This window comes from Bradyrhizobium sp. (assembly GCF_035309285.1).
GTDB lineage: Bacteria > Pseudomonadota > Alphaproteobacteria > Rhizobiales > Xanthobacteraceae > Bradyrhizobium.
Window position 1 is genome coordinate 13561 of the sequence record NZ_DATGFH010000135.1, and the last position, 25845, is coordinate 39405.

Sequence of the window (25845 nt, forward strand, 5' to 3'; positions counted from 1 at the left end):
CATGCTTCGTTCCGTTCGCGTTCCCTGCGTCCTGATGCGCGGCGGCACCTCGAGAGGACCGTTCTTCCTGGCGACAGACCTTCCGGGCAATGCCGCCGAACGCGATCAACTGCTGATCTCCGCGCTCGGTGCCGGGCATGAGTTGCAGATCGACGGCATCGGCGGCGGTAGTCCGCTGACCAGCAAGGTTGCCATCGTCGGGCCATCGACGCGTCCCGATGCCGACGTCGACTACCTGTTTGCCCAGGTGAAAGTCGCTGAATGCGCGGTCGATACCTCACCCAACTGCGGCAACATGCTGTCGGCAGTTGCGCCTTTTGCGATAGAGCAAGGCCTCGTGCGTGCTCGGCACGGGCGGACGACGGTTCGCATCCACAACGTGAACACTGGCAAGCTGATCGCAGCAACCGTGCAGACGCCTGACGGCGGGGTCACCTATGAGGGTACGACGCGTATCGACGGCGTGCCCGGCGGCGCCGCGCCGATCCATCTCACCTTCGTTGATGCGGCAGGATCGAAGACGGGACACCTCTTGCCGACGAGCGCCGCCCTTGACGTGGTGGAGAACGTGCCCGTCACCTGCATCGACGCCGCGACGCCGCTCGTGATCATGCGGGCGGAGGATCTCGGCAAGACGGGGCTGGAGCAGCCGGGCGAGCTCGACGCCGATTGTCCGTTCATGACCCAGCTCGAGGCGATAAGGTGCGCTGCCGCGAGGCGCATGGGGCTGCCACTTGGGCTGGTCATTCCCAAGCCGGTTTTGATAGCGCCAGCGCTACACGGCGGCACGCTCTGCGCCCGATACTTTATGCCGCACGCCTGTCACCGTGCGTTGGCCGTGACCGGCGCCGTCGCGCTGGCTACGGCGTGTGCCATTCCGGGCTCGGTTGCGCACACGCTAGTTGGCGAAGTGCCGCCGGCTGCTGTCGCGATTGAGCATCCGTCGGGCAAGCTGGAGCTCGAACTCGCTTGGGCCGAAGGAGCGGAGGCGCCGACTGTATCGGTCGTTCGCACGGCGAGACGGATCTTCGAAGGAGCGGTGTTTGCCCGTGTCCCGGAGGCCGGGATGCCGCTGGCTGCGGCGTAAGCCGGCGGGCAAATAATAGCCAGTCTACCCGGCGGTGTTGACGATGGCTGTCGCCAGCATCAGCAGGACAGCACACCCCAACAGCACCCGCCAGCGGCTCAATTTCACCCACTGATGCTTCTTTTCCTCGCTCGGCTGGCTTGCCGCATCAACATTCTGAAATTTGATCGCCAGCGGAATGAAGTAGGCGAAGGACCACACGCGCGTTGCGACATGCACGGCGAGAGCGGCGATGATCCAGGGGCGCACGGCGGTCGCGCTCCAGGCCAGCCACAGCGCGACGAGGAGTGTGATCTCGAAGGTTGTGTGGACCGGAGCCCAGAACATGGCGCGATTGATGCCGCCGCGCTGCGGCTGAATGATCTCAGGCATTCGCGGCCATGAACGATCAATCAGAGCTGTTTCATAAAGGCCTCCGCCGAGCGCGACGGCAGAGAGCACGAGGGCTCCGAGAAGAGCGTAGAGCGGTGGCATAGCGGTCACTTGGAATCTTCTCGCGCGGTCTATTATCTTAATAGTAAAGCTTCTTAGTATATAAGATATAACGACGTCAAGAGATCGAGGTGCCGGAGCCCGGCAGGGCGGATCAGCGACTTGTCCGCCGAAGCTCGCTCGGCGAAGGCGGAAGCGTGATCCGGCTTCACCGGCGACCAAAGCGCGGCGGGTCTTGCGATCCTGGACGCGACGGCCATGTGATGTCGTATGATTCCACCTCGTACTAGAGGAGGTGACGACATGACGCGTACGGCGAGCTGCCAATGCGGACTGCTACGTCTGACAGTTGAGGGCGAGCCTGCCTTTATCTCAGCTTGTAGCTGTATGCGGTGTCAGAAGCGTTCGGGAAGTCTGTTCTCTCTTTCGTCCCGATGGAAATCCAATCAGGTGAAGGGTCGCACGGGCAACAGCCTGACATTTAATCGCAAGGGTGCATCGGGCGGGAACGTCCAATGCGTGCTTTGTCCCATATGTGGTTCGACAGTGAGCACAAGCCTTGAACGTTTGCCCGACCTGATCGTCATTCCGGTTGGACGCTTCGCCGATCCAACTTTCTCAGCACCCACGGTAGCGGTATGGTGCGAGTCAGAGCTTGAGTGGGTTCGTTTTCCCAACGGCATTCTCTTGCTGCGGGGCGAGGGCCAACCAATGGAAACGCAATAGCCCATGCGGCGGATAAGCGACTGGTCTGCCGTAGCGCGAACGGTCACTTCCACGAAGGCAGAAATCGGGTGGTTGTTCCTGCTCCTCTGTTGGAGAGTCCCTCACGGCGGTCACCGCTGATGGGAAGACTCACAGGACACAAGAGGAGATCAGGACATGTCGAAAGTGGATGAAAACAAGGCCGTGGTCGGTCGCTGGTTCACCGAGTTCTGGGGTGAGACATGCAATCTCGCCGTCGTGGATGAGTTGGCTGCGCCGGACATGCTCTTGCAATACTCATTGCACGAGCCACGTCGCGGACGGGACGACATCAAGGCGTTCATGACGGATTTTCGCAAGGCTTTCCCCAACCTCAACTTCTGGGGAACCGCCGATCTCGTCGCAGAGGGAGATTACGTGGTCGGCCGCTGGGAGGGCGGCGGAACGCATACGGGACCCGCATTTGGAGATTTCCTGGCTGGCTCTCTGCCCGCAAATACCGGGCGAACGATGCGGTTCACCGGTATGACTGTCCTCAAAGTGAAGGATGGCAAGATCCTGGAGGAAGTCGGGCTCGACGACGGCGTCACCGCCCTGCAGCAGTTGGGTCTGATCCGCATGGCTGCCTAGAGTCTGATCCACACTCGGAAGCTCCTTGGATATCGGCATCGGCTTTTCGTCCAACGCCCCGCGAAGCGTCGATGCCGAGCTTTCCTTCAGGAGCTGGACTTCAAGCGCCCGATCCACGGTCATCCGCGTTGTCGTCCCCCGAAAGAGGGTCGACGGACAGTCGCCAAAGGCATTCAAACACCGCCATCAGGATGAGCAGCGTCGACGACGACATCAGGATTCCCACCACGAGCTGATGATATGGCGTTCGTTCGGTGAGCCAGAAGGCAATCAGGGAGACGACGATCAGACACGCCCAGCCGGCGAGCGTGTGCGAATTGCTGCGCACCAGGTGAGACAACTCCTCCGCAACCGCTCTCCTGGTGGCGGGCGCCTTGCTGGTCATGGGCGGGGTGGCGTGGTCATAAGTTGCTTCTGTCGACGTCCGCAGAGTTTGGTCTGTTCGCTGGCTTGAGCTGGTTCAGCGCAGCGGTGAGTTGCGCGTCATGATCGGTCCCGATCAATTGCTCCTTGATGGGTGGCGACGCCGGTTCGGCAGACGCGTGCTTGCCGTTTGATGGTCCCTCGGACTTCTTTGCGAGCGGCCCGGGATTGGCGAAAGCGCCATGGAGCTGGGCTTCGCGCCAGACCATGGAATTTGCGATCTGCTCATCCTTGGGCGCCGGGACGACGACGTCGGGCGTGACGCCCTGGTCCTGAATGGATCGGCCGGACGGCGTGTAGTAGAGCGCCGTCGTCAGCCGCAAGGCGCCGTGGTCCTTGATCGGGATGACGGTTTGCACCGATCCCTTGCCGAAGCTCTGGGTCCCCATCACGGTGGCGCGGTGACGGTCCTGCAATGCGGCCGCGACGATCTCGGAGGCCGACGCCGAGGCACCGTTGACGAGAACCACCATGGGCGTATCCGGCAAGAAGGCGCCCGCTGCAGGCGCCGCGAACGATCGATCGTCGCTGCTGTTGCGCCCGTGGATGGAGACGATGGTGCCGCCGTTCAGGAAATCACTGGAGACGTCGACGGCGGAGGTGAGGAGGCCGCCCGGGTCATTTCGCAGGTCCAGGACGAGGCCCGCGAGCTTGCCGCCGGCATCCTGCTTCAGCGTCGAGAGCGCCTGCCGGAGCTCGTTCGGCGTGTCCCGGCCGAACTCGCTGATTCTCACGTAACCGATGTTGTCGGGCTCCAGCTTCGACTTGACGCTATGGACCTGGATGACTTGCCGGGTGAGGGGGATTTCGAACGGCGGCTTGTTGCCGCGCACGATCGTCAATTTGACGGTCGTTCCCGGCTTTCCACGAATCCGCGAGACGACCTGCATCAGATCGGCGCCTTGCGTGCTTTCGCCGTCGATCGAGACGATCGCATCTCCCGGCTGTACATCCGCGCCGGCCGCCGGGGTGTCGTCGATTGGCGAGATGACGGTCGGCACGCCGTTGTGATCCGAGATCTTCAGGCCGACGCCGCCGAATTTTCCGCGCATATCCTCGGTCGACTCGCGAAATTCCTGCTCGGTCATGTAGGCGGAGTGCGGATCGAGGCGGGAAAGCATTCCCTTCAGGGCATCGTCGGTGAGCTCGCTCGAGTCGATCGGATGCACGTAGGCCTGCTGAACGAGCTGCATCACGCCGGCGAGGAGTCCGACGTCGATGTTCGGGAGGCCGGCAGTGACCCTGGAAACCAGTCCGACGCAGACGACCGCGATGGTTACCGCACACGCGATTGCCGCGGCGCGAAAATGCGCTTTATTCATGTGACCCTCTCACCTCTCTGCTCGGCTTCTGGTTCGACATCGGCTGCCATGCGATCCGCTGGCTCTCCCACCGCCAAAGCGCTTGGAGACGCGGAAAGAGCCGTTGCCAGAACGACATCTCTTCGGTTGAGGATCACGGGCGATCCGATGATCGCAGCATCGCTCCCGTTCATCGAACGAATTTGGCCCCGGAAGGTTCCCGCAACGGGGCGCGGCGCCTTTTGCGGTCGCGCAAAGCCACTGCCGAACGCGTCGCGCAACAACGAGTGATCCGCAACCGGGCGGGGAAATGCACTGCCGCCGATCACCTCGGATTGGCAGGTGACGGCCTTGGTTGATCCGGCAACGTCTCCAGCGTCACGCTCAATGAGCTTTCCTTTCCTTCCCGCACCGTTGCGAGCTGGACCGAGGAACCGGGCGCCATCGCATGGATCTTCCTGATCAGCTCGTTGGCGTTCTTGATCGGCTCGCCGCTGACCTTCGTGATCACGTCACCGCTCTTGATTCCCGCTTTCGCGGCCGGGCCGTTGTCCTGAACGCTTGCGACAAGCGCGCCGTGGAGATTGTTCTGGCCGAGGCTGTCTGCAATCTCGGGAGTGACGGATTGAACCTTGGCCCCGATCGATCCGCGCGTCACGGAGCCCTTTTCCTTGAGTTGCGGGATGACCGCTTTGACAGTGTCGGCTGGAATCGCGAGGGCAACTCCCGAAGAGCCTCCGGACGGCGACAGGATCATGTTGTTGACGCCGATGACCTCGCCATCGGTGTTGAAGCTCGGCCCGCCGGAATCGCCGCGGTTGATCGGCGCATCGATCTGGATGAAACCTTCGGTCGGACCGGTCTCGATCTCGCGTTCACGCGCCGAGACGATACCCGCCGTCACCGTGCCCCCCAATCCGAACGGATTGCCGACGGCAAGGATCCAGTCGCCAACGCGCGGCGGCTGGTCGGCGAGCTTCACGTAAGTGAAGTCCGTGCGGCCGTCGACCTTGATCAAGGCGAGGTCGCTGAGCTGATCGCTTCCGACGAGCCGGGCCGGATAGGTCTTGTTGTCGCTGGTGCGGATCTCGACCGTCTTCCTGTCGCCGCCCTCGACGACGTGACTGTTGGTCACGGCATAGCCGTCCGCCGAAATGAAAAAGCCCGATCCGATCGAGATCGCTTCGACGCGTGCCGTGCCTTGATCGGACCCATTCGGCCCGGGGGTATCGGAATCATTCGGCCCCGGGGCGTCCTGATCCGGAGCACTCCGATCAGGCATGCCGAGGCCGGGCAGTTGATCGGGCAACAGCTTTTTCGTTGCCGCGGTCCGGGAGGTGACGGCGATGACTGCCGGTTCGACCTTTGCCGCGAGATCGGCAAAGCTGTTCGGCGCGCCAGTCCGTCCCGTGTCGGCGACCCGATGCAGCAGAGCCGCGCGGTGCCCCGCGAAATCGGTGTTGACGCTCTGCGCATGCGCGATCGTCGCGCCCAGAAGCATCGCCGAAGCGATCACGCTGGTCGCCGACACGCGAGCATGGCTGAAGGACAAAACGCGAAAAGCCATTTCCGCCTCCATCGCTTTGCGCGAAGCTCTCATTTGCATTAACCGCCGCTTGTTTCGTCGCCGAGGATCTCGGCGACCTCGTAGAGATGCGGATCGATCTGCGCAACGGGCTGCTTGTCGACGTGGATCTGCGGCATGGCGATCTCCTGCTTGCGACGCTATCGATCGATCTCTCCAAACACGATGTCCAGCGAGCCGATGATCGCCGCGACGTCGGCCAACAGGTGACCGCGGCTGAGCAGGTCCATCGCCTGCAGGTGCGCGAACGACGGCGCGCGGATCTTGCAGCGATAGGGCTGGTTCGTGCCATTGGAGACCAGGTAGACGCCGAACTCACCCTTGGGCGCTTCCACCGCCGCGTAGACCTCGCCGGCAGGCACGTGAAAGCCTTCGGTGTAGAGCTTGAAGTGATGGATCAGAGCTTCCATCGAGCGCTTCATCTCGCCGCGGCGGGGCGGGGCGATCTTGTTGTCCTGCACCACCACCGGACCTTGCCCGTCAGGCGCGCGGAGTTTCGCGACGCATTGTTTCATGATGCGCACCGACTGGCGCATCTCCTCCATGCGGATCAGATAGCGGTCGTAGCAGTCGCCGTTCCTGCCGATCGGTATGTCGAAATCCATCTCCGGATAGCACTCATAGGGCTGCGCCTTTCGCAGGTCCCAGGCGGCGCCGCAGGCGCGCACCATCACGCCGGAGAAGCCCCACGCCCAGGCTTCCTTCAGCGTCACCTTTCCGACGTCGACATTGCGCTGCTTGAAGATCCGCAAGCCGGTCAGGAGCCGATCGAGATCGTCCACCACGCGCAGGAACGGATCGCAAAACGCCTCGATGTCGTCGATCAGCTTCGGCGGAAGGTCCTGGTGCACGCCGCCGACGCGGAAGTAATTGGCGTGCATGCGCGCGCCGGAAGCGCGCTCGTAAAACACCATGAGCTTTTCGCGCTCCTCGAATCCCCACAGCGGCGGCGTGAGCGCGCCGACATCCATCGCCTGTGTCGTGACGTTGAGAAGATGCGAGAGCAGGCGCCCGATTTCGCAGAACAGCACGCGGATCAATTGCCCGCGCCGCGGCACGTCGATGCCGAGCAGCCTTTCCGCGGCAAGGCAGAACGCATGCTCCTGATTCATCGGCGCGACATAGTCGAGCCGGTCGAAATAGCCGATCGCTTGCTGGTAGGTCTTGTGCTCGATCAGCTTTTCGGTTCCGCGATGAAGCAGGCCGATGTGAGGATCGACGCGCCGCACAACCTCGCCGTCGAGTTCCAGCACGAGGCGAAGCACGCCATGGGCAGACGGATGCTGCGGGCCGAAATTGATGGTGAAATTGCGAAGGCCGGCTTCCTGTTGCATGGCGAACTCGTGGGCTTCTCACGTCAGCGACGGCGCGCAGCGCAGGTTTCACAGCGCTCACGCCCTCACCCGTCGGCCACATCGAACCCGATGAATCCCAAGCCGCCGGGGCCCTGGTTGTTCCTATGGCTCTCGGAGCCTTGAGGGCCGGGAACGACGGCAGCATGCGCGCGTTGGCCAGGATGACGTCTGTAAAGACCATCGCCAAACCGATCGCTCGCGCGATCAAGATCTACCGTCGCGTCGCCAGGCATGATCCGGACACGCAGACACGGCGTGATCTCGCGCGGCACATCAAGCGGCTTGCGGAGCGGGGCGTGCAGGACACCGACCGCCTGACGGTCCACGGGCTCAGCTATCTGCGCGAAGTGGACCAGCACGCCAGACCGCGGTGACCGCAGCTCGATAATCATCACGCCATCAGGCTTTGCCTCGTCCAGCGGTCCGCAAATGCGGGCAGAGGCAGGCTGTGCCTTTATGAAACACGCGGTATGAGACACGCGATCTGTCTGTGGAACTTTCTGTTCCGCTTTTATGCCATGATTTTGGGGCTTCGTGTTGCAGCAGCGCGACAGTCGGGAATCGACGCTGTGCTACCGTGTGCTCAGCTCTAACCGGACGGATCGCCTGATCTTGCGGTTCGCGCCAGTCGGCTCAGGGGGGACCTCGCTATGAGCCAGGTGTTCGGGCCTTTGCCCTGTCTCATCGTGCTTGCCGCGCTTGCCGGCACTTCGGGCGATGCGCTCGCAACCACCCAAAAACAATCGCACGGGAAGAAGACGGAGGCTGCGAGCCCTGCTCCGCGCGAGCGCAAGGCAGGGCAGCCGAAAACGGCGGAGCTGAAGAAGGAAGGCAAGAAGACCAGGCGGGCGGAGCACGTCGCGGAGAAGAAGCGCCGCGGGAAAAAGGATGCCGATGACAAGCCTGCCGAGAAGGCGGCGCCTGAATTGACCGGCGACCTCGCCGTCGTGAAGGACGCGATTGGCATGGCGCGGCAGGGCAAGACCAGCGACGCCATCGATGCCGAGAAGACCATCGCCGATCCGGCCGGCCAAAAGCTCGTGGAATGGTTCCTGCTTCGCCATCCGGACTCGCAAGCCAGCTTCGACCGCTATGCGACGTTCATCGCAGCCAATCCCGATTGGCCCGGCGTTGTGCTGTTGCGCCGGCGCGCCGAAGGGCTGTTGTGGGACGACAAGATCGGCGCGGCGACGGTGCACGCTTTTACGTCTGATCAGCCGGTGACCGCGAAAGGCCGTCTCGCGCTGGCGCGTGTCCTGCTCGGCGAGGGCGACCGCGACGGTGCGGAACGCCTGGTGCAGACGGTGTTCCGATCGGAAGAACTGTCGGAGCGCACCGAATCCGACGTGATCGATGCGTTCCGCGACCTCCTCGGCCGCGAGGATTATCAGGCACGCATGGACATGCGCATCGGCGCGAAGGATTTTGCGGCGGCGATGCGTGCCGCCCATCATCTCGACGACGATGCGGTGTCGATCGTCAAGGCCTGCAGTGCGGTCAAGGGCAACGACGACCATGCCTCCGATGACCTCGATTCGGTCGCGACCGCTGCTCGCGAGGATCTCGGCTACGTGCTGTGCCGCGCGCAATGGCTGATGAAGAACGACAAGGTCGCCGAAGCCGCTCGCCTGATCCTTGCCGCGCCGAAACGGACCATGACGCTGCAGGACACCGACGAATGGTGGCGCGTGCGCCGCGGTCTTGCGCGAAAGCTGCTCGACCAGGGCGATGTCCAGAACGCCTATGAGATGGTGCGCGATGCCGCGCCACCGGCAAGCGAGGGCTACCGCGCGGACTCGCATTTCATGCCCGGCTGGATTGCGCTCCGCTATCTCGACGATGCGAATGCCGCGCTTTCGCACTTCGCGCATATCGACGAGGGGTGCAAGAACCCGATCACGCTGGCGCGGGCGGCCTATTGGCGCGGTCGCGCCAACGAAGCGCTCGGCGACAAGGATGCCATGCGCGCCGAATACGAGGCGGCAGCCAGCCACTCAACGGCCTATTATGGGCAGTTGGCACGCGCGAGACTTGGTCTGAACGACATCGAGTTGCGCACGCCGCCGCAGGGCGATGCGCCGGGCAGTGCGGCGAAAGAGATCGTGCACGCGGAAGAGATGCTTTATGCGATCGGCGATCGCGACGCCGCGATCCTGTTTGCGGCTGATCTTGCCGGAGAGAGCACCGACGTTCCGACGCTGGCGGCCGTCGCCGACGTCACCGGCCGCAACAATGATGCGCGCGCCATGCTGGAGCTCGGCAAGACGGCGCTGGGGCGGGGACTTCCGCTCGACGCCTATGCCTTTCCGACCATCGGCATCCCGGAGCACGATGCGATCGGACCGGCCATCGATCGCAGCATCATCTATTCGGTCGCGCGTACCGAGAGCGCGTTCAATCAGAAGGATCGCTCGAGTGCGAGCGCCGTCGGCCTGATGCAGGTCACGCCGGAGGCCGGCCGCGACACGGCGAAACGATTCCACGTCGAGTATGATTGGGACAGGATGGTCTCCGATCCCGTCTACAACACGCAAATGGGCGCGGCCGAGGTCAGCGCGCTGCTCAGGGAATACAAGGGCAACTACCTCATGACGTTTGCCGGCTACAACGCCGGCCGTGGCCGCGTGCGCGACTGGATCAAAGCCTATGGCGATCCGCGCGATCCCAATGTCGATGCCGTCGATTGGGCGGAGCGCATTCCGTTTGCCGAGACGCGCAACTATGTCCAGCGCGTGATGGAGAACCTCCTGGTCTATCAGCATCGATTCGACGGCACCTCACCGGCGATCGCAACGATCGATCACCGGGCGCCCGCTGCCCAGGAGGCCGCGAGCGCAGTGCCGTGAGGCGGCGGCGAGTCTCGCAGCGATCGCGGCATTGCATCGCGGCCCGTAATTGTACGGGCCTGCGATCAATCCGGCTGTAGTTCCTCTTAACCTAATCCTCCTTGACCCACTCCGAGAGCGGCTTGACGTCCGGCGGCTTGCCGTAGCCGCGCGTCCACAGATCGACAACCCATTCGGTCTTGGTCGTGCGATCGACCAGGACGGCGGTATTGTGCGGCAATTGCAGGATCAACGGATTGCCGCGGTAATGAGGGTCGCCCACGGAATGATATTTGAAAAGACCCCACTCCTGCAGGACCAGCAGGAGGCTCGTCATGTTTCGGGTGGTGTCCCAGCAATCGAAATTATGCTCGGCGTCGAGCGTCCGGATATCGGCGCTCGCGACCCGCTTGTCCGTGCCGATGATCGGTCCCACGCGGCGGTCGAACCAGATCACGGCTTTCTGGACGGCAGCTCGTTCGGCGGCGGCCGAGGCGCGCCCGGTTGCGAGAATCCTGGTGAGCGCCTTGCGGTCGGCCGGAGTGAAGTCCAGCTCTTCGCGGCGCCGGCAGACGAAGCCGTAACACACGGTCATCGAGGTGGCCGACGGCGGAAAGATCGACACCGAGGTGTAGAGGGCCGCCTGTGGCGCCGTGAGTTCCATCGTAGAGGCGGTTGCTGTGTGCCAGCACAATCCGGATGCAGCGGTCAACAGACCGCACCAGGCTAGCATCGCAGCCGATCGCTTCATGTTGGTGAACCCCATCGGCGTTCGAATGCCACCTTGTTACGCCGCTGCATGCATGGCAGGGATCGGCGCCGATTTGCCCTTGATCTGGGTCCGGTGCATCACCCGCCGCATGCTGTTGTCGAAGGGATCGCGGCGGTGCATCGTGCTGCGGTTGTCCCACAACAGGAGGTCGCCCACGCGCCAGTGATGCTCGTAGCAGAATTTCGGCTGCGTGGCGTAGGCCCAGAGCTCGTCCAGCAGCTTCGACGAGCGATCCGCATCGTAGCCTTCGATGTAGGAATTCCGGCGCCGCCCCAGATACAGCATCGCTTCGCCCGTTTCCGGGTGAACGCAGAGCGAGGGATGCCACGCGCCGGGTGCCTTGTGCGGATCATCGGTGGGCGTCACGCCCTTTCGCAGGAAACCGCCTGAATTGTAGGTGCCGTCATGCTTGATGCGGCGGCCTGCGATGGCTTTACGTAAATGATCCGGAAGCTGACGCGCGGCTTCCACCATGCTGCAGAGCCAGGTGTTGCCGCCTGTGTCGGGAATTTCCAGCGCGTAGAGCATCGAGGCGAAGGGTGGAACGTCCAGATAGCTCATATCGGTGTGCCACACCGCTTCGCCCGAGCCGAGCGCGCCGATCGGCGCGCCGGCAGTATCGAGCACATTCGACACGACATAAATGTCAGGATAGCCGGCCGGCGAGAGGCGCCCGTTCTCCTGATTGGGCGGCGGGTCGAGATCGCCGAGGCCGCGGCTGAAATCTAAGAGATCGTCGTCGCTGATCGTCTGATCGCGAAACAGAAGCGCGCCGTATCTTGCGAAAGAGGCATGGATGGCTTGCCGAGCCGGCGCGGAGACCTTGCGTAGATCGACGTCCAATATCTCGGCCCCGACAACGGGGGTCAACTCTCTGGTCGAGATCGCCATGGGTTCTCCCTCGCAGTTCGCGAATGACTCATTTTGACACCGAAGAGTGTCACCTAAACCCTGCATCGTCAACGCGAGAGGGTTGACAGCATCAGCCGGCCAATGAAACCTGTCGTTGCACGGGGAAAAAGTCGCGAGAGGCCAATACAATGACAACAAAAGGCAAGGTACTCGCGGCTTCCTGTCTGATGTATTTCCTGTTCTACATGGATCGCGTGAATATATCCTCGCTCGCGCCCATCATCAGCAAGGAATTGCAGCTCAACGCATTCCAGCTTGGCATCGTCTTTTCCGCCTTCGCCTATCCGTATGCCATCTTCCAGATCATCGGTGGCTATATGGGTGACAGGCTCGGCCCGAAAGCAACGCTCGGACTCTGTGGCCTATTGGTCGGCGTAGCGACGATATGGACAGGGCTCGCGGGCGGACTTGTCGGCCTCGTCTGCGCGCGCACTCTGTTGGGCGCTGCCGAAGGGCCGGCCTTTCCGACCGCGACGCGGGCTCTCGCCGCCGTCATGCCGCCCGCCGAGCGCGGCTTTGCCCAAGGCATCACGCATTCCTCCTCGCGGCTCGGCAACGCCGTAACGCCAGCGGTCGTGGCCGCTCTGGTCGCCGTGTCGAGCTGGCGGGGGAGCTTCGTCACATTCGGCCTTTGCAGCCTCGCCTGGACCCTGCTTTGGCTCGCCATCTACCGGACCGACAAAGGTGCGGAGCAGGCGGCCTTAAAGCCAGTTTCTGGCGAGGGCGAAGTCCCCTTCCTTACGGTGTTCAAGCGCGTGCGGCCGATCACGCTGATCGACTTCTGCTACGGCTGGGTGCTGTGGACCTACCTGAACTGGACCCCGCTCTTCCTCGCCCACCAGTACAAGCTTGATCTCAAGCACACGGCCGTGTTCGCAACGGGAATCTTTTTCGCCGGCGTCATCGGTGACACCCTTGGCGGGCTGATCAGCGACTACCTCTACAAGCGCTACCGGAGTCTCGGCATCTCGCGGCTGGGCGTTATCGGCGCCGGATTTGCGCTCTCGCTCGTGTTCATCGTTCCGATGACCTTTATATCGGATCTGGTGACGGCCGCCGTGCTGCTCAGCGCGGCGTTCTTCTTCCTGGAGTTCATCGTGTCTCCGATCTGGTCGCTGCCGATGGACCTCATGCCGTCGCGATCGGGCACGGCGAGCGGGATCATGAATTTTGGATTTGGCATGGCCGGAATCGTCTCGCCGCTGGTGATCGGCGGGCTGGTCAACTGGACGGGGAATTGGTCGCTGGCCTTTTCGACATCGATCGCGATCGTCGTGTGCGGCCTTGTCGCAACGCTCGTTGTCGGCAGTCGCATGGGGTTTGGAAAGGGCGCTCCGGCCGTGGTCGTCGGCGCTTGATATCCTTGAAGATTCCGCACGCCGGTTAAGGTAAACAAGACCTTTCGGTTCGAAATCCGGCGCGCCTCAAATATAGGGTTTCGCGGGGCAAAGGGGGCCAACGCGAAATCGCGAGGCAGCGTCATGCAGATGTCAGTGCGCACGTCCGACCGCCGGTGTGAGGTGGCCGTAGGCGTGGCGTCGCCCTTCAGCCGCTCGCGCACGCTGGATGTCCTGCGCGGGATCGCGATCGCAGGCGTGATGGCGATCCACGTCTCGCAAAGCTTTCCGTCGGGCCTGCACGTCGTCGATTTCGTGTTCTCGTCCGGCTGGGCCGGCGTCAACGTGTTCTATTTCGTCAGCGCGCTGACGATGTGCCTGATGTGGACGCAGCGCGAAGGGGAGCAGCACCCGACGCGCAAATTCTACATTCGCCGCTTCCTTCGCATCGCGCCGCTGTTCTGGCTCGCGATCCCGCTCTACCTCGTGGTGAACGGAACCGGGCCGAGCCACGATGCGCCGGACGGCATCGCGCCCCATCAGGTGATCCTGACCGCGCTGTTCCTGCACGGCTTCTGGCCGGACTCCATCAACAGCGTGGTGCCGGGCGACTGGTCGATCGCCGCCGAGATGACGTTCTACGCCGTCTTCCCGCTCGTGATCGCAGCCTTCGGGGCACGCCGGCACCTTTATCTCTTGCTCGCGATCGCCATCAATCTCTTCAACGTTTGTTTCTTCAAGCCCTGGGCCTATCCGTTCTTCGTGAGCCATTACGGAGCCGGCCACGAGGCATTCGTCTGGAACGCGCTGCATCTGAGCTTCCTGAATCAGCTTCCGATCTTCCTGACCGGTTGCGCGCTGTTCTTTGCGCTGCGCGACGGCTTTGCGAGATCGGATGCCGCGATGCTCGCGGGCTGGATTGCGCTCGCCTTCCTTGCCAATCGCGCGACGCCCTCACATGAGTTCAACTACCTCATCATCAATCTGGTGCTCGGCGCGTTGGTTTACGGCTGCATCCGTTTCGCGCTCCGCTTCGCCCTGCTCGAAGCGCTCGGCCGCAATTCCTATTCCATGTATCTGTCGCATTTCGCCGTGATCCATGGCCTGCGGCTGCTCTGGCCGCTTGGCGACGGGCTGGTCTCGCTCGTCATGGCTTACGCGTTCACCGCGCTCGTCAGCTATGTCGTGTCGGTCGCGACCTGGCGGCTGGTCGAGCGGCACGCCCAGGCGGTGGCGCAGCGGTTGACCTCCTCATCGAGGCGCGTGGATATCGATGTGGTTGCGTCGCGAAGCGCCGCTTGAACTCTGGCTCAGCGCCTGGCTCTCGCCGACAAAATCTCCTCCGCATCTTGACATCGAACGTGCAGGGTCTGAATGACTGGCGTTTGATCGCGCTTGATACGGAGGAAATGCCGATTTGACGTCAGCCACAAACTCGAGCGGCGAAATTCCTGAAGCCTTCGTGGCCGTCGACTGGGGGACCTCCAGCTTTCGCGGCTGGCTGATGTCGGCCAATGGCGAGGTGAGGGCGGAGAGCCGCGGCAGCGAAGGCATGCTGCATTGTGCAAGTAGCGGCTTTGCGCCGGTGCTGCGCGATCACCTTGCGCGCCTTGGTGCGCGGGATGGCACACCGATCCTGATTTGCGGCATGGCGGGCGCGCGGCAGGGCTGGGCCGAGGCGCCCTACCTGAAGACGCCGACGCGTCTCGACGCCCTGCACAAGGGCGCCATCCGGATCGACGCACAAGGCGACATCCGCATTCTGCCGGGGCTCGCACAAGCAAGAGCCGACCAGCCCGACGTCATGCGCGGGGAAGAGACGCAGCTTCTGGGGGTGACAGAGCCCGACTTTACGGGGCTCGTTTGCATTCCCGGCACCCACAGCAAATGGGTCAAGATCGAAGCCGGTGAGGTCGTCGCATTCTCGACCTACATGACCGGCGAGCTGTTTTCGGTGATCGCTCAGCACAGCATCCTCGCGCACGCCGTCGAGCCGGCCGGTTCGTCACCGGCGGACGGCGAGCCGTTCCGCGAGGGCCTTGCGACGGCGCTGGCTCAGCCGGCAGGATTGACCGCATCATTGTTTCGGCTGCGCGCCGCGCAGCTTTTGGGTTTCGAGCAGCGCGCTGACGGCGCGGCGCGGCTGTCGGGCCTTCTCATCGGAACCGAAATCGCCGATGCGCTGCAGCGGCACGGGCGGGCGCGTTCGCTGCGGCTGATCGGAGCGGGCGGCCTGGGCCGGCTTTACCAGGCCGCGCTGACGGCGCAGGGTTTCGACGTGACGGCGGTCGATGCCGAAGAGGCGTCGCGGCGAGGCCTCGGCAAGGCCGCGATCAACATTTGGGGAGCGCAGACATGATGCAGCCCGTCACTCGATCAACTACTCAGCCGATTCCCTGGCCCAAGGTGAAACGCTCGCTGGTGGCGATCCTGCGCGGTATCCGGCCCGATGAGGCAGAGGCGATCGTCGGCGCGCTGATCGAGGCCGGCTTTGAATTGATCGAGGTGCCGCTGAACTCGCCTGATCCCTTCGTCTCGATCGAGCGCCTCGCCAGGCGCTTCGGGAACGACTGCTGGATCGGAGCAGGAACTGTTCTGAGCGCGGCCGACTGCGCGCGCGTAGCCGATGTCGGCGGACGGTTGATGGTCAGCCCGAACGTGGATGCCGATGTGCTGGCGATGGCGAATGCGCGGCAGATGGTGACCATGCCCGGCGTGTTCTCGCCAACCGAAGCCTTTCTTGCGCTGCGCGCCGGAGCCTCGGCGCTGAAATTCTTTCCGGCGTCCGTGCTGGGGCCGTCAGGCATTGCCGCGCAGCTCGCGGTCCTGCCGAAGGACACGGTCGTTGGCGCGGTCGGCGGCGTGTCGGACAAAAACCTTGCCGCCTATGCAGCGGCAGGGATCAAGAGTTTCGGACTTGGCTCCAGCCTCTATCGCCCGGGCATGACGGCAGCCGAGGTGCGAGAGACGGCGCTGGCCTCGGTCCGCGCCTACGACCGCGCGCTGGACGAGGCTGTCACGGCGGCCCAGATGTGAAGCGCGAAAAGCACGTTTGCCAACACGGCAAGCAGGCTGATGATGTCGATCAGAATGCTCATGGTTCCCTCCGCTTTGGAGGGTTTAGGACGTGGCGCTGCCGCTTTCCGTGATCTCGGTCACGTGTCACGGATACGGCTTCTTCGACGACGCGGGAAGCGATTTGCACGTCCGCCCGGATTTCGCCTCGATGAGATCGCTGGGCGCGCCCTTGCGATTGTCGAGTTTCCAGGTTCCTTCGGAACGCTTCCCCGCGTGTTTTGTTTTCTCCGCTCCAACGATGGAGAACTTGAATGAAGCAAACGATGATTGTCCTGGCGGCGATGCTGATCGGCGCAACTGCGTATGCGGCAGAGAAACCGGGCGCGTCCAAGATGTCGCCTGGTCACGAGATGCAGAATTCGCCCACATCCACCACCAAGGGCGCTTCGGAATATAGCCCCGGCGACAAGATGAAGGACAAAGGGACGGTCGGACGCGCACGCGGCGCATCGGAAAATACGCCGGGCGATCGCATGAACGATAAGCGCAAGAAGTATTAAGTCGGCTGCGACGCCGGTTTTTGACGCGAGGGGCTGCGGTGCGTTGTCGTGCTGCAGCTCTTTGTCCATGGGTCTCATTTGCGCGACGAAGCCGCGCGAATGGTAGCCGACAGGCCTATTCCTCATCCGACCCCGGTGCCCGCCGCAGCATGAAGTGGCCGAACGCTGCAGCGATCGGCTTCGTCGGATCGTCCTGCCAGGCCTGCGCCTCGAAGGCGACGATGCGCCGCCCCTGCTTGACGATCGAGACGCGGGAGCTGGTGTCGAGCGCGCGCCCCGAGCGCAGATAATTGATGGTGAGTCCGATCGGCTTCGGCCGTGCTACCCCGCCAGGCTCAGCCACCCCACCAAGCTCATTCGTGACCCCGACGATCGCAGCCGTTTCCAGGAAGGCGCCGGTCATGCCGCCATGGATCGCGGGCAGGATGGGGTTGCCGATGATCCGTTCTGAGAACGGCATCACGAGCGTACCGTCGTCGGCGATGCTGATGCCGAGGAAGCGCGCGAACGGGCTGTTGGCGAATGGGCCGGCCGGATCCTCCGGCGCCTCCAGCGGTGGCAGCGCGCCGTCGTTCAGCCGGCCGTCGGCGAGCATATTGGTGCGATTGGCGCCGATCATGAAGCAGGCGGTTGCGGTCGCGACCGGATCGTCCTCGGAGTCCTGGTAGGCGGTGGCGCGCACGAAAGCGATGCTGCGGGTGACGCGATAGCAGAGCGAATGCGCCCGGATGGCAAGGCCCGGGGTGGCGGGCTTCTGATAATCGATGCGCAGATCAAGCGTCGCGATCGCGCGCGTGCCGTCGAGCGCGAGCTGGACCGCCATGCCGCAGCTCTCATCCAGCATGGCGGTGACAACGCCGCCGTGGAGCACGCCGGTCTCGGAGTCGCCGACAAAGGCCGGCCGGTAGGGCAGGCTCGACCAGGCCTCGCCGGGTGCGGCCCGATCGAGCTGAAGTCCGCTGATATGACCATAGGTCGAGCGGCGGCGGCCGATCGCTTCAGCCAGCGAGTCGAACGGCAGGGGAGCGTTGAAAATGGTGGTCTCCGACATGGCCGCCGTTGTAGACCACGGCAGGGTGGCGAGCAAAAACCCTTGTTTTAAAGGGGGAAATGCAGTAGGCGCGCCGGGAATCGGGCGCCCAACTCTAAAAAATACGCTGAATCCCCGGGAATTCTGAACAAAGCTGTGCAGAAAACCCTGTTTTTCCCGTGTGTTCGTCTATTGTCAGATCGGTCCGAATCAAAGGAGTTCGAATGGCCACCCAACTTTCCAAGTCTCAACTGGTTGAGAGAATTTCCACCGCGACCGAACTGTCCAAGCGCGACGTCAAGAACGTCATGGATACGCTGGTCGATGTCGGTCACAAGGAGCTCAAGAAGAACGGGATCTTCCTCGTCCCCGGCTTCGCGAAGTTCGTTGTCGTCAAGAAGCCGGCAACGAAGGCGCGGAAGGGCACCAATCCGTTCACGGGCGAGGAGATGATGTTCAAGGCAAAGCCCGCTCGCAAGATCGTCCGGGCGAGGCCGGTCAAGGCTGCGAAGGACGCAGTCTAAGAGAAAAAGGCCCCCTTCAACGGGGGCCTTTTGTTTTGACGTCCTCACGGTTCCCTTGAGAGCACGCGGCGCCACCCGTATCGCGGGGTCGCGCGAGATGCGCTATGGTCGGTGGACCGACCTTTAAGGGAAACGCTGAAGGAATTGATGTGAGTGTGCCCAATCCCGCCGCTGGCAAGGTCGTTGCCGCGAACGCGTTAGCGAACATCCCAAAGCTCGTCACCGCCTATTTCGCGTCGAAGCCGGATCCCGCCGATCCCGCCCAACGTGTCGCGTTCGGTACCTCGGGTCATCGCGGCACGTCGCTGAAAACCTCGTTCAACGAGAACCATATTCTCGCGACCACGCAGGCGATCTGCGACCACCGCCGAGAGGCGGGCCTCACGGGGCCGCTGTTTATCGGCATTGACACCCATGCGCTCGCAGAACCTGCGCTCGCCAGCGCCATCGAGGTGTTTGCCGCCAATGGCGTCGACATCATGGTCGACGAGCGCCGCGGCTACACGCCCACCCCCGCTGTGTCGCATGCGATCATCGCCTACAACAAGGGACGGACGAGCGGGCTTGCCGATGGCGTCGTGATTACGCCCTCGCACAATCCGCCCGAGGACGGCGGCTACAAATACAACCCGCCGCATGGCGGCCCCGCCGACACCGACGTTACGGGCAAGGTCGAGAGGCAGGCTAACCGCTATCTGGAGCAGGGGCTCAAGGGCGTTTCGCGCATGCCGTACGACCGGGCGCGGAAGTCGCCGTCGGTTCATGCGTTCGATTACATCAGCCCTTATGTCGCCGATCTCGAAAACGTCGTGGACATGGCGCTGATCAGATCGTCCGGCGTGCGGATCGGGGCCGATCCGCTTGGCGGCGCCGCGGTCCATTTCTGGCAGCCGATCGCCGAGCGCTACGGCATCGATCTGACGATCGTGAACGATGTAGTCGATCCGACCTTTCGCTTCATGACGGCGGATTGGGATGGCAAGATCCGCATGGATTGCTCATCGCCTTACGCGATGGCAAGCCTGATCCAGATGCGCGACCGCTTCGACGTCGCCTTCGCCAACGACACCGACGCCGACCGCCACGGCATCGTCACGCGGTCGAGCGGGCTGATGAACCCGAACCATTTCCTCGCCACCGCGATCGCCTATCTGTTCAGCCGGCGCGCGAATTGGGCCGGCGATGCCGCGATCGGCAAGACCGTCGTCTCCTCATCGATCATCGACCGCGTCGCGCGCAAGCTGAACCGCAAGCTCGTGGAGACGCCGGTCGGCTTCAAATGGTTCGTCGAGGGGCTCGGTCATGGCGGATTCGGCTTTGCCGGCGAGGAGAGCGCCGGCGCCTCGTTCGTCAAGCGCGACGGCTCGGTGTGGACCACCGACAAGGATGGAATCATCCTGGGGCTGGTTGCCGCAGAGATCCTGGCCGCCACCGGACAGGATCCGAGCCAGTATTTTGGCAATCTCACCGCCGAGCTCGGCATGCCCTTCTACGAGCGGATCGACATGCCGGCGACCGCGCCGTTGAAGAATGCATTGAAGGCGGTGACGCCGGAGAAGCTCAACATGAAGGAGCTCGCAGGCGATGCCGTGCGCGCGATGCGCACCACCGCGCCCGGCAATGGCCAGCCCTTCGGCGGCATCAAGGTCGAAACCGGGATGGGCTGGTTTGCGGCGCGGCCGTCAGGAACCGAGGATGTCTGCAAGATCTACGCCGAAAGTTTTCGCGATGAAGCGCATCTGAAGCGCATCCAGAGCGATGCGCAGGCGGCGCTCGGCCGGCTGGTTTGATGCCGGCGTTATAAGCCGAAATAGAGGGGAGGAACTCTTGATGAAGGCGCTCAATGCTGCATCGATCTTGCCAGAGGACGGCACCGCGGGAACGCTGGTGGGCCGGGTCTGGCTGCCACAGGCAGGTGGGCCGGCCGTAGCGGCGGTGCGCGGTGATGGCGTGTTCGATGTGACGCAAGCTTTTCCAACGGTGAGCGCGCTGGCCGAGGTCGCGAAGCCGGCTGCCGCGTTGTGCGAGGCCAAAGGTGTGCGGATCGGAAGCCTCAACGAGATCGTTGCCAACACACCACCCGACACGCGTGATGCGACAAGACCCTGGCTGCTCGCGCCGGTCGATCTTCAGGTGCTCAAAGCGGCGGGCGTGACCTTCGTGGTCTCGATGCTCGAGCGCGTCATCGAGGAGCGGGCGCGCGGCAATCCATCCTCGGCGGCGGCAATCCGCAAGGAGGTGGAGCGGCTGGTCGGGGATGATCTTTCGAAACTCAAGCCGGGTTCGAAGGAGGCGATGCATCTCAAGGAGGTGCTGATCTCGCAACAGGCCTGGAGCCAGTATCTCGAGGTCGGGATCGGGCCGGACGCCGAGGTCTTCACCAAGGCGCCGGTGCTGTCGTCGGTCGGCACGGGCATGGATGCCGGCGTGCATCCGAAATCGACCTGGAACAATCCCGAGCCGGAGGTGGTGCTGGTCGTGTCAAGCACGGGCAAGATCGTCGGCGCCACGCTCGGCAACGATGTCAACCTGCGCGACTTCGAGGGGCGCTCGGCGCTGCTGCTCTCCAAGGCAAAGGACAACAACGCCTCCTGTGCGGTGGGCCCGTTCGTGCGGCTGTTCGATAGTTCGTTCTCGCTCGACGACGTCAGGACGATGGACATCACCATGACGGTCGAGGGCGAGGACGGCTTTGTGCTCGACGGCCATTCCTCGATCGGCAAGATCAGCCGCGACCCGGAAGACCTGGTGTCGCAGACGATCGGCGCGGTGCATCAATATCCGGACGGATTTGCGCTGTTCCTCGGCACCATGTTCGCGCCGGTGAAGGACCGCGACACGCCGGGGCAGGGCTTTACCCACAAGCGCAACGACGTTGTCACCATTCGCACCGCCAAGCTCGGCAAGCTGATCAATCGCATGCGTACAAGCGATGAATGCGAGCCGTGGGCCTTCGGCATCGGCGCGATGCTGAAGAATCTCGCAAGCCGCGGCGCGCTCAAGTGAGCGCGCTTATGCGAGCGCGGATCGCATGCGCTCCCTGAGACTCCTGGCGGACGACCTCACGGGCGCGCTCGACACCTCGGCGGAATTCGTCGGCGCGTTCGGGCCGATCGACGTGGTGTGGTCCCCCGCGCCGCTTGCGGCCGGCGAGCAAAGTCTTGCTAGCGACAGCGGCACGCGCGAGCTTGCGTCCGGCGAGGCGTTTGCGATTCTACGCAAGCTTGCGCCGCTCCTCGATGGCGCCGGCATCGCCTTCAAGAAGATCGACAGCCTGTTGCGCGGACCCTGGGTCGCCGAGCTCGACGCTTGCCTTAAGGCGGGCAAGTGGGACGCCTGTATTGTCGCTCCGGCCTTCCCGCATCAGGGCAGGGTCACGCGAAGCGGCAAGCAATTTTCCCGCACGCTCGACGGACATTGGACCGCGGTCGGCGACGACATCCTCCGGCGGCTCCGCGATCGAGGGTTGGAGGCGCGGATCGCCGGTCTTGCGGCGCCGCTTGAAAAAGGCATCAATGTCTTCGATGCCGAAACTGACGCCGACCTCGATCGCGTCGCCGACATCGGCCGTACATTCAAGAGCCGGCTGTTGTGGTGCGGCAGCGGCGGTCTCGCCACCGCGCTGGCGCGGGGGGCTGACGCCGCGGTCTCTGCTCGACTGACAACGCCGGTGCTGGGTGTCTTCGGCTCCGACCATCCGGCCACTGCGGCCCAGCTTGCGAGATGCGGGCGCGTGGTGATCCGAAGCGCCGACATCGGATCGGATATCGACCAGATCGGGCGCGCGCTGGATCGGGGTGTCGTCTTCGTCCAATTGAAGACGGCTGGCGCGCTTTCGCGCAGCGAAGCGGCCAGCCGCTTTTCGCAAGAGATCGCGCTTCTCAGCCGGGCGATCGATCCGCCCAGGACCGTCGTCGTCGCCGGCGGCGAGACCCTCAAGGCCCAGATGCTGGCAGTCGGGGCAAGCGCCTTGCACGTCCTCGGCCGGCTCGAGCCCGGCCTTCCCAAATCTGTGATACGAGGCGGGCGCTGGGCGGGGGTTGACGTCATATCGAAGTCCGGTGCTTTTGGGCCGCCGGATCTGTGGTCGAAGCTGCTCAAGCGGAACGGTCTGACCTAGAGGGGAACATCATGGCCAAGCGACATCTCGCCATCACGATGGGCGATCCTGCCGGCATCGGCCCCGAGATCATCGCGAAGGCCTGCGCGAAGCTGCGTGATCGCCTTGATGCCTCCGATCTGAAACTCCTGATCATCGGCAGTCACCGCGCGCTCGACCGAGCCAAGACGCAGGTCGCGGCCAATCTCGACATCGCGCAAGTCGGGCTCGACGACAATGAATGGCCGAATCTTGCCTTCCTGCAGGCGGATAAGGAAAGCGATGCGATTGCGCCCGGCGTGCTTTCGGCCGATGGCGGCCGCTTTGCCTACAAGGCGGTCGAGCACGGCGTAAAGCTTTCGCTGTCCGGCCGCGTCGCCGGCATCGTCACCGCGCCGCTCAACAAGGAAGCGCTGAACAAGGCCGGCTATCACTATCCCGGCCATACCGAGATGCTGGCGGCGCTGACCGGCGTGCGCGGCTCGGTGATGCTGCTTGCTCATGGAAACATGCGCGTGAGCCATGTTTCCACGCACGTTGCCCTGCAGGACGTTCCAGCGCGGCTGACGCCGGAGCGGCTGCGGCTCGTGATCGACCTCACGCACAAGGCGCTGGTCGCGATGGGGATCGCGAAGCCTACGATTGCAGTCGCTGCGCTCAACCCGCATGCGGGCGAAGGCGGCTTGTTCGGGCGTCAGGATATCGAGGTGTCAGCGCCGACGATTGCGAAGGCGGTAGCTGATGGTTTCGACGTGGTCGGACCCATCCCCGGCGACACCGTCTTTGTCAAGCTGCGCGCAGGGCAATATGACGCGGTTGTCGCGATGTATCACGACCAGGGGCACATTCCGGTCAAGCTGCTTGGCTTCGAGGTCGATCCGGCAACCGGCAAATGGCAGGAGCTGTCCGGCGTCAACATCACGCTGGGGTTGCCGATCATCCGCACCTCCGTCGATCACGGCACGGCGTTCGATATCGCAGGCAAGGGCATCGCCAATGAGCGCAGCATGATCGAGGCGATCGAATATGCCGAACGCCTAGCGGGTGGCGCCTGGACGCAGCGGTGAGAGATGTGATCAGCAGCGATGCCGCAGGCCGTCGCGGCTCCTATAACTGCCGCTTGCCGGATCATAAGAGCGGGCGCGAAGGCAGGCGGGCCGAGCGGGCGGCGGGCCGATCACCACCTGCGAAGGGTAGGGCAAGGGCGAGCGATAGGAATTGCCTGCACGCAGGCCCGCAATCCCGAGCCAGGCGGTCGAGGGATCGTCGGTGAAATTTCCCGGGAAGAAGCCGTTGGTCGGATAATCGCGGTTGTCGTCGCGATTGTCGTAATACCAACCGGACGTGTTGCCGTAGCGCAGCGGGCGGAGGCCGAGGTCTTGCGCCTGCGCCATGCCCGTGGTCAGCACCGTCACGATGCCTGCCGCCGCCATCGTCTTTCGCCACGTGGTCATAGGCGTATCCCCCGCATCATGGCCGGATGGTTCCCCAATCGCCTTTCCAGCCGGACAATCGTCCCTTCCGGAACTGTAGATACAGCGCGTCGCTGCGGCTCGCGAGCGCCGCGCCCTTCACATTGGGCAGCGCGACGAGGAGCTCATCGCCGGGACGGCCGCGCACATAATAGAGCTGCACGCCGAGCGCCTGCGAGGCCTGGTCCGGCGTCATGCCGAACGTCAGCGGAATGTTGGGTGGCGTGAGCTGCTGGGCGAATGCCGGTGCGAGCGCGAGGCAGGCCAGCACCAGGACTGCCGCGGCCGGGTTACGCTTTCGATTCTTGCGGCTCGTCATGCGTCTCACTCCACCGCCGCCAGCGTGCCGCCCGGCGTCCAGCCGCCGCCCAGCGCCTGAAACAGGCTCGTTGCCGCCAAAAGCTTGTTCAGCCGAACCGTGACCAGGTTGTTTTCGGCCGTGAACAGCGTCTGCTCGGTCTGCAGCACGGTGATCAGGTTGACGGTACCGCCGGCGAGCTGCTTTTCGGCGACGTCGAAGGCCGCGCGCGAGGCGGCGACCACCTGTTGCTGCAGCCTTTCCTGCAGTGTGAACTTCTGCAGCGCGATCAGCGCTTTCTCGACGTCGGTGAACGCCGACAGCACGGCCTTGCGATAGGCGTTGAGATCCTGAAGCTGCACGCCCTTGGCCTGCTTCAATTGGCTATCCAGCAGGAAGCCGTCGAAGATCGGCTGGCTCAGGCTTGCGGTCAGCGTGTAGAACCACGCCCCCGGCGTGAACAGCGAGGCCAGCGCCGCGCTCTCGAAACCGGTGGTGCCGGTCAACTGGATCTGCGGGAAGAAGGCCGCGCGTGCGGACTCGACGCTGAAATTGGCGGCCGAAAGCTGCGCCTCGGTCTGCCTGATATCCGGCCGCTGATAGAGCAGCTCTGACGGCAGCCCCGGCGTCACGCGCGGCACCGCGATCCGGCTCAACGAGCCGCCACGGACGGTGAGGTTCGCGGGTGCTCGCCCGACCAGCAGCGCCAGTGCGGCGATGTTCTGGCCGAGCGTGACCTCGAGCGGCGGGATCGCAGCGCGCTGGGTCGCCGCCAGCGCCTCCTGCTGCGACACCTCGAGCTGCGAAGCCGTGCCGCCGTTGAACTGCTTCTTGATCAGGCTCAGGATACGCTCGGCGGCCGCGAGGTTGCGGCGGGTGACGCGGAGCTGATCCTGAGCGGCCAGCACCTCAAAATAGGTATTGGCGACGCTGACGATAGCCGTGAGCGTCACGACCTCGCGGTTATAGCGCGCGGAGGTAGCGTTCTCCTCCGCGGCATAAAGCGTTGCGCGGTTCTTGCCCCAGAAGTCGAGTATGTAACTTGCGGTCAGGCTCGAGGTGAAAGTGTTGAAGGTGGCTCCGCCAAAGCCGCCACCGCTGCTGCTGGTGGCCGAAGACGTCTTCTGCCGTTCGGCGCTGCCGTTGCCCGTCAGTGTCGGCAACAGCGGCGCACCGGACACGCCGACTTGCGCATCGGCCTGCACGATCTGCGCGATCGCGACCGCGATATCGAGGTTGTAGACCTGCGCCGTGTCGATCAGCAAGGTCAGCTCGCCGGAGCGGAAACCGCGCCACCAATCCAGCATGGGAACGTGCGCATCGGCGTCGCTTTTCGCCGCCGCGCGATAGGCCGCAGGCACCTCCAGATTGAGCGCGGGTCGTTCGGTGCCGATGATGCAGCCCGACAGCGCAGGGGCCAGCGCGAGCGCAAGCAGCCCCTTGATCCCAAAATGGGTCCGCACACGTCCAGCAGCCACGT

General features: G+C 63.7%; 26 protein-coding genes. 15 read left to right on the plus strand and 11 right to left on the minus strand.

From position 1 onward, the window contains the following. Position 1 precedes the first annotated feature (1 nt). Positions 2-1087 (plus strand): 4-oxalomesaconate tautomerase, encoded by a 1086-nt coding sequence (locus tag VKR55_RS25480; RefSeq protein WP_324407710.1) that lies wholly within the window; start codon positions 2-4, stop codon positions 1085-1087. Positions 1088-1111: 24 nt separating this feature from the next. Here VKR55_RS25480 and VKR55_RS25485 read toward each other — a convergent pair whose 3' ends face one another. Continuing rightward, positions 1112-1528 carry a hypothetical protein gene (locus tag VKR55_RS25485; RefSeq protein WP_324407712.1) on the minus strand — a complete coding sequence of 139 codons (417 nt, stop codon included), beginning with the start codon at positions 1526-1528 and terminating at the stop codon, positions 1112-1114. A gap of 294 nt (positions 1529-1822) precedes the next feature. Here VKR55_RS25485 and VKR55_RS33130 point away from each other — a divergent pair, with 294 nt between their 5' ends. Continuing rightward, the gene (locus VKR55_RS33130; protein WP_475387236.1) at positions 1823-2245 is read left to right on the plus strand and encodes a GFA family protein; all 423 of its coding nucleotides are present in this window, start codon (positions 1823-1825) and stop codon (positions 2243-2245) included. Between the two features lie 156 nt (positions 2246-2401). Beyond that, entirely contained in the window at positions 2402-2854 is a 453-nt protein-coding gene (locus VKR55_RS25490) for an ester cyclase (protein ID WP_324407713.1), read from the plus strand. A 100-nt stretch (positions 2855-2954) separates the two neighbouring features. Here the strand turns inward: VKR55_RS25490 and VKR55_RS25495 are convergent, their stop codons facing one another. The 4 genes from VKR55_RS25495 to VKR55_RS25510 form a co-directional block, all read right to left on the minus strand. Continuing rightward, positions 2955-3239 (minus strand): hypothetical protein, encoded by a 285-nt coding sequence (locus VKR55_RS25495; RefSeq protein WP_324407715.1) that lies wholly within the window; start codon positions 3237-3239, stop codon positions 2955-2957. A gap of 16 nt (positions 3240-3255) precedes the next feature. After that, on the minus strand, positions 3256-4599 hold the full coding sequence (locus tag VKR55_RS25500; RefSeq protein ID WP_324407717.1) for a S41 family peptidase: 1344 nt from the start codon (positions 4597-4599) through the stop codon (positions 3256-3258). 304 nt (positions 4600-4903) lie between these two features. Beyond that, a complete protein-coding gene (locus VKR55_RS25505) occupies positions 4904-6145 on the minus strand; it encodes a S1C family serine protease (protein ID WP_324407719.1) in 1242 nt (413 codons plus the stop codon). 158 nt (positions 6146-6303) lie between these two features. Next, positions 6304-7497, minus strand: a complete 1194-nt coding sequence (locus VKR55_RS25510) for an NADH-quinone oxidoreductase subunit D (RefSeq protein ID WP_324407720.1) — start codon at positions 7495-7497, stop codon at positions 6304-6306. 182 nt (positions 7498-7679) lie between these two features. On the opposite strand from VKR55_RS25510, the gene VKR55_RS25515 reads away from it, so the two are divergent. Both VKR55_RS25515 and VKR55_RS25520 read left to right on the plus strand, forming a co-directional pair. Further along, the gene (locus VKR55_RS25515) at positions 7680-7892 is read left to right on the plus strand and encodes a hypothetical protein (protein ID WP_324407722.1); all 213 of its coding nucleotides are present in this window, start codon (positions 7680-7682) and stop codon (positions 7890-7892) included. Between the two features lie 276 nt (positions 7893-8168). Then, positions 8169-10364, plus strand: coding sequence for a lytic transglycosylase domain-containing protein (locus VKR55_RS25520; RefSeq protein WP_324407723.1), 2196 nt, complete (start codon positions 8169-8171; stop codon positions 10362-10364). Between the two features lie 91 nt (positions 10365-10455). On the opposite strand, the gene VKR55_RS25525 is transcribed toward VKR55_RS25520, so the two are convergent. Both VKR55_RS25525 and VKR55_RS25530 read right to left on the minus strand, forming a co-directional pair. Beyond that, entirely contained in the window at positions 10456-11094 is a 639-nt protein-coding gene (locus VKR55_RS25525; RefSeq protein ID WP_414642449.1) for a hypothetical protein, read from the minus strand. 36 nt (positions 11095-11130) lie between these two features. Continuing rightward, positions 11131-12006: a TauD/TfdA dioxygenase family protein gene (locus tag VKR55_RS25530; RefSeq protein ID WP_324407724.1), complete on the minus strand. Its 876-nt coding sequence runs from the start codon at positions 12004-12006 to the stop codon at positions 11131-11133. A gap of 149 nt (positions 12007-12155) precedes the next feature. Here VKR55_RS25530 and VKR55_RS25535 point away from each other — a divergent pair, with 149 nt between their 5' ends. The 5 genes from VKR55_RS25535 (at position 12156) to VKR55_RS25555 (ending at position 16942) form a co-directional block, all read left to right on the plus strand. After that, the gene (locus VKR55_RS25535; RefSeq protein ID WP_324407726.1) at positions 12156-13385 is read left to right on the plus strand and encodes an MFS transporter; all 1230 of its coding nucleotides are present in this window, start codon (positions 12156-12158) and stop codon (positions 13383-13385) included. A 123-nt stretch (positions 13386-13508) separates the two neighbouring features. Beyond that, positions 13509-14666 carry an acyltransferase family protein gene (locus tag VKR55_RS25540; protein ID WP_324407727.1) on the plus strand — a complete coding sequence of 386 codons (1158 nt, stop codon included), beginning with the start codon at positions 13509-13511 and terminating at the stop codon, positions 14664-14666. A gap of 115 nt (positions 14667-14781) precedes the next feature. Continuing rightward, positions 14782-15723, plus strand: a complete 942-nt coding sequence (locus VKR55_RS25545; protein ID WP_324407729.1) for a 2-dehydro-3-deoxygalactonokinase — start codon at positions 14782-14784, stop codon at positions 15721-15723. Next, the gene (locus VKR55_RS25550) at positions 15720-16400 is read left to right on the plus strand and encodes a 2-dehydro-3-deoxy-6-phosphogalactonate aldolase (RefSeq protein WP_324407731.1); all 681 of its coding nucleotides are present in this window, start codon (positions 15720-15722) and stop codon (positions 16398-16400) included. Before VKR55_RS25545 ends, VKR55_RS25550 begins: the two co-directional genes overlap by 4 nt. Before the next feature lie 293 nt (positions 16401-16693). Continuing rightward, on the plus strand, positions 16694-16942 hold the full coding sequence (locus VKR55_RS25555; RefSeq protein WP_324407733.1) for a hypothetical protein: 249 nt from the start codon (positions 16694-16696) through the stop codon (positions 16940-16942). 115 nt (positions 16943-17057) lie between these two features. On the opposite strand, the gene VKR55_RS25560 is transcribed toward VKR55_RS25555, so the two are convergent. Beyond that, positions 17058-17993 carry a PaaI family thioesterase gene (locus VKR55_RS25560; RefSeq protein WP_324407735.1) on the minus strand — a complete coding sequence of 312 codons (936 nt, stop codon included), beginning with the start codon at positions 17991-17993 and terminating at the stop codon, positions 17058-17060. 203 nt (positions 17994-18196) lie between these two features. Here VKR55_RS25560 and VKR55_RS25565 point away from each other — a divergent pair, with 203 nt between their 5' ends. The 5 genes from VKR55_RS25565 (at position 18197) to pdxA (ending at position 23662) form a co-directional block, all read left to right on the plus strand. Continuing rightward, the gene (locus VKR55_RS25565; protein WP_324407737.1) at positions 18197-18496 is read left to right on the plus strand and encodes an HU family DNA-binding protein; all 300 of its coding nucleotides are present in this window, start codon (positions 18197-18199) and stop codon (positions 18494-18496) included. Between the two features lie 104 nt (positions 18497-18600). Then, positions 18601-20286, plus strand: a complete 1686-nt coding sequence (gene pgm, locus VKR55_RS25570) for a phosphoglucomutase (alpha-D-glucose-1,6-bisphosphate-dependent) (RefSeq protein ID WP_414642451.1) — start codon at positions 18601-18603, stop codon at positions 20284-20286. Between the two features lie 40 nt (positions 20287-20326). Further along, a complete protein-coding gene (locus VKR55_RS25575) occupies positions 20327-21502 on the plus strand; it encodes a fumarylacetoacetate hydrolase family protein (protein ID WP_324407740.1) in 1176 nt (391 codons plus the stop codon). A gap of 25 nt (positions 21503-21527) precedes the next feature. Further along, on the plus strand, positions 21528-22616 hold the full coding sequence (locus tag VKR55_RS25580) for a four-carbon acid sugar kinase family protein (RefSeq protein WP_324407741.1): 1089 nt from the start codon (positions 21528-21530) through the stop codon (positions 22614-22616). Between the two features lie 11 nt (positions 22617-22627). Continuing rightward, positions 22628-23662: a 4-hydroxythreonine-4-phosphate dehydrogenase PdxA gene (gene pdxA, locus VKR55_RS25585; protein ID WP_324407743.1), complete on the plus strand. Its 1035-nt coding sequence runs from the start codon at positions 22628-22630 to the stop codon at positions 23660-23662. Between the two features lie 9 nt (positions 23663-23671). Here pdxA and VKR55_RS25590 read toward each other — a convergent pair whose 3' ends face one another. The 3 genes from VKR55_RS25590 to VKR55_RS25600 are packed head-to-tail and all read right to left on the minus strand — an operon-like array spanning position 23672 to position 25843. Then, on the minus strand, positions 23672-24049 hold the full coding sequence (locus VKR55_RS25590) for a BA14K family protein (protein ID WP_324407745.1): 378 nt from the start codon (positions 24047-24049) through the stop codon (positions 23672-23674). Between the two features lie 16 nt (positions 24050-24065). Further along, positions 24066-24386: a hypothetical protein gene (locus VKR55_RS25595; RefSeq protein WP_324407746.1), complete on the minus strand. Its 321-nt coding sequence runs from the start codon at positions 24384-24386 to the stop codon at positions 24066-24068. 5 nt (positions 24387-24391) lie between these two features. Beyond that, positions 24392-25843, minus strand: a complete 1452-nt coding sequence (locus VKR55_RS25600) for an efflux transporter outer membrane subunit (RefSeq protein ID WP_324407747.1) — start codon at positions 25841-25843, stop codon at positions 24392-24394. Positions 25844-25845: the final 2 nt, after the last annotated feature.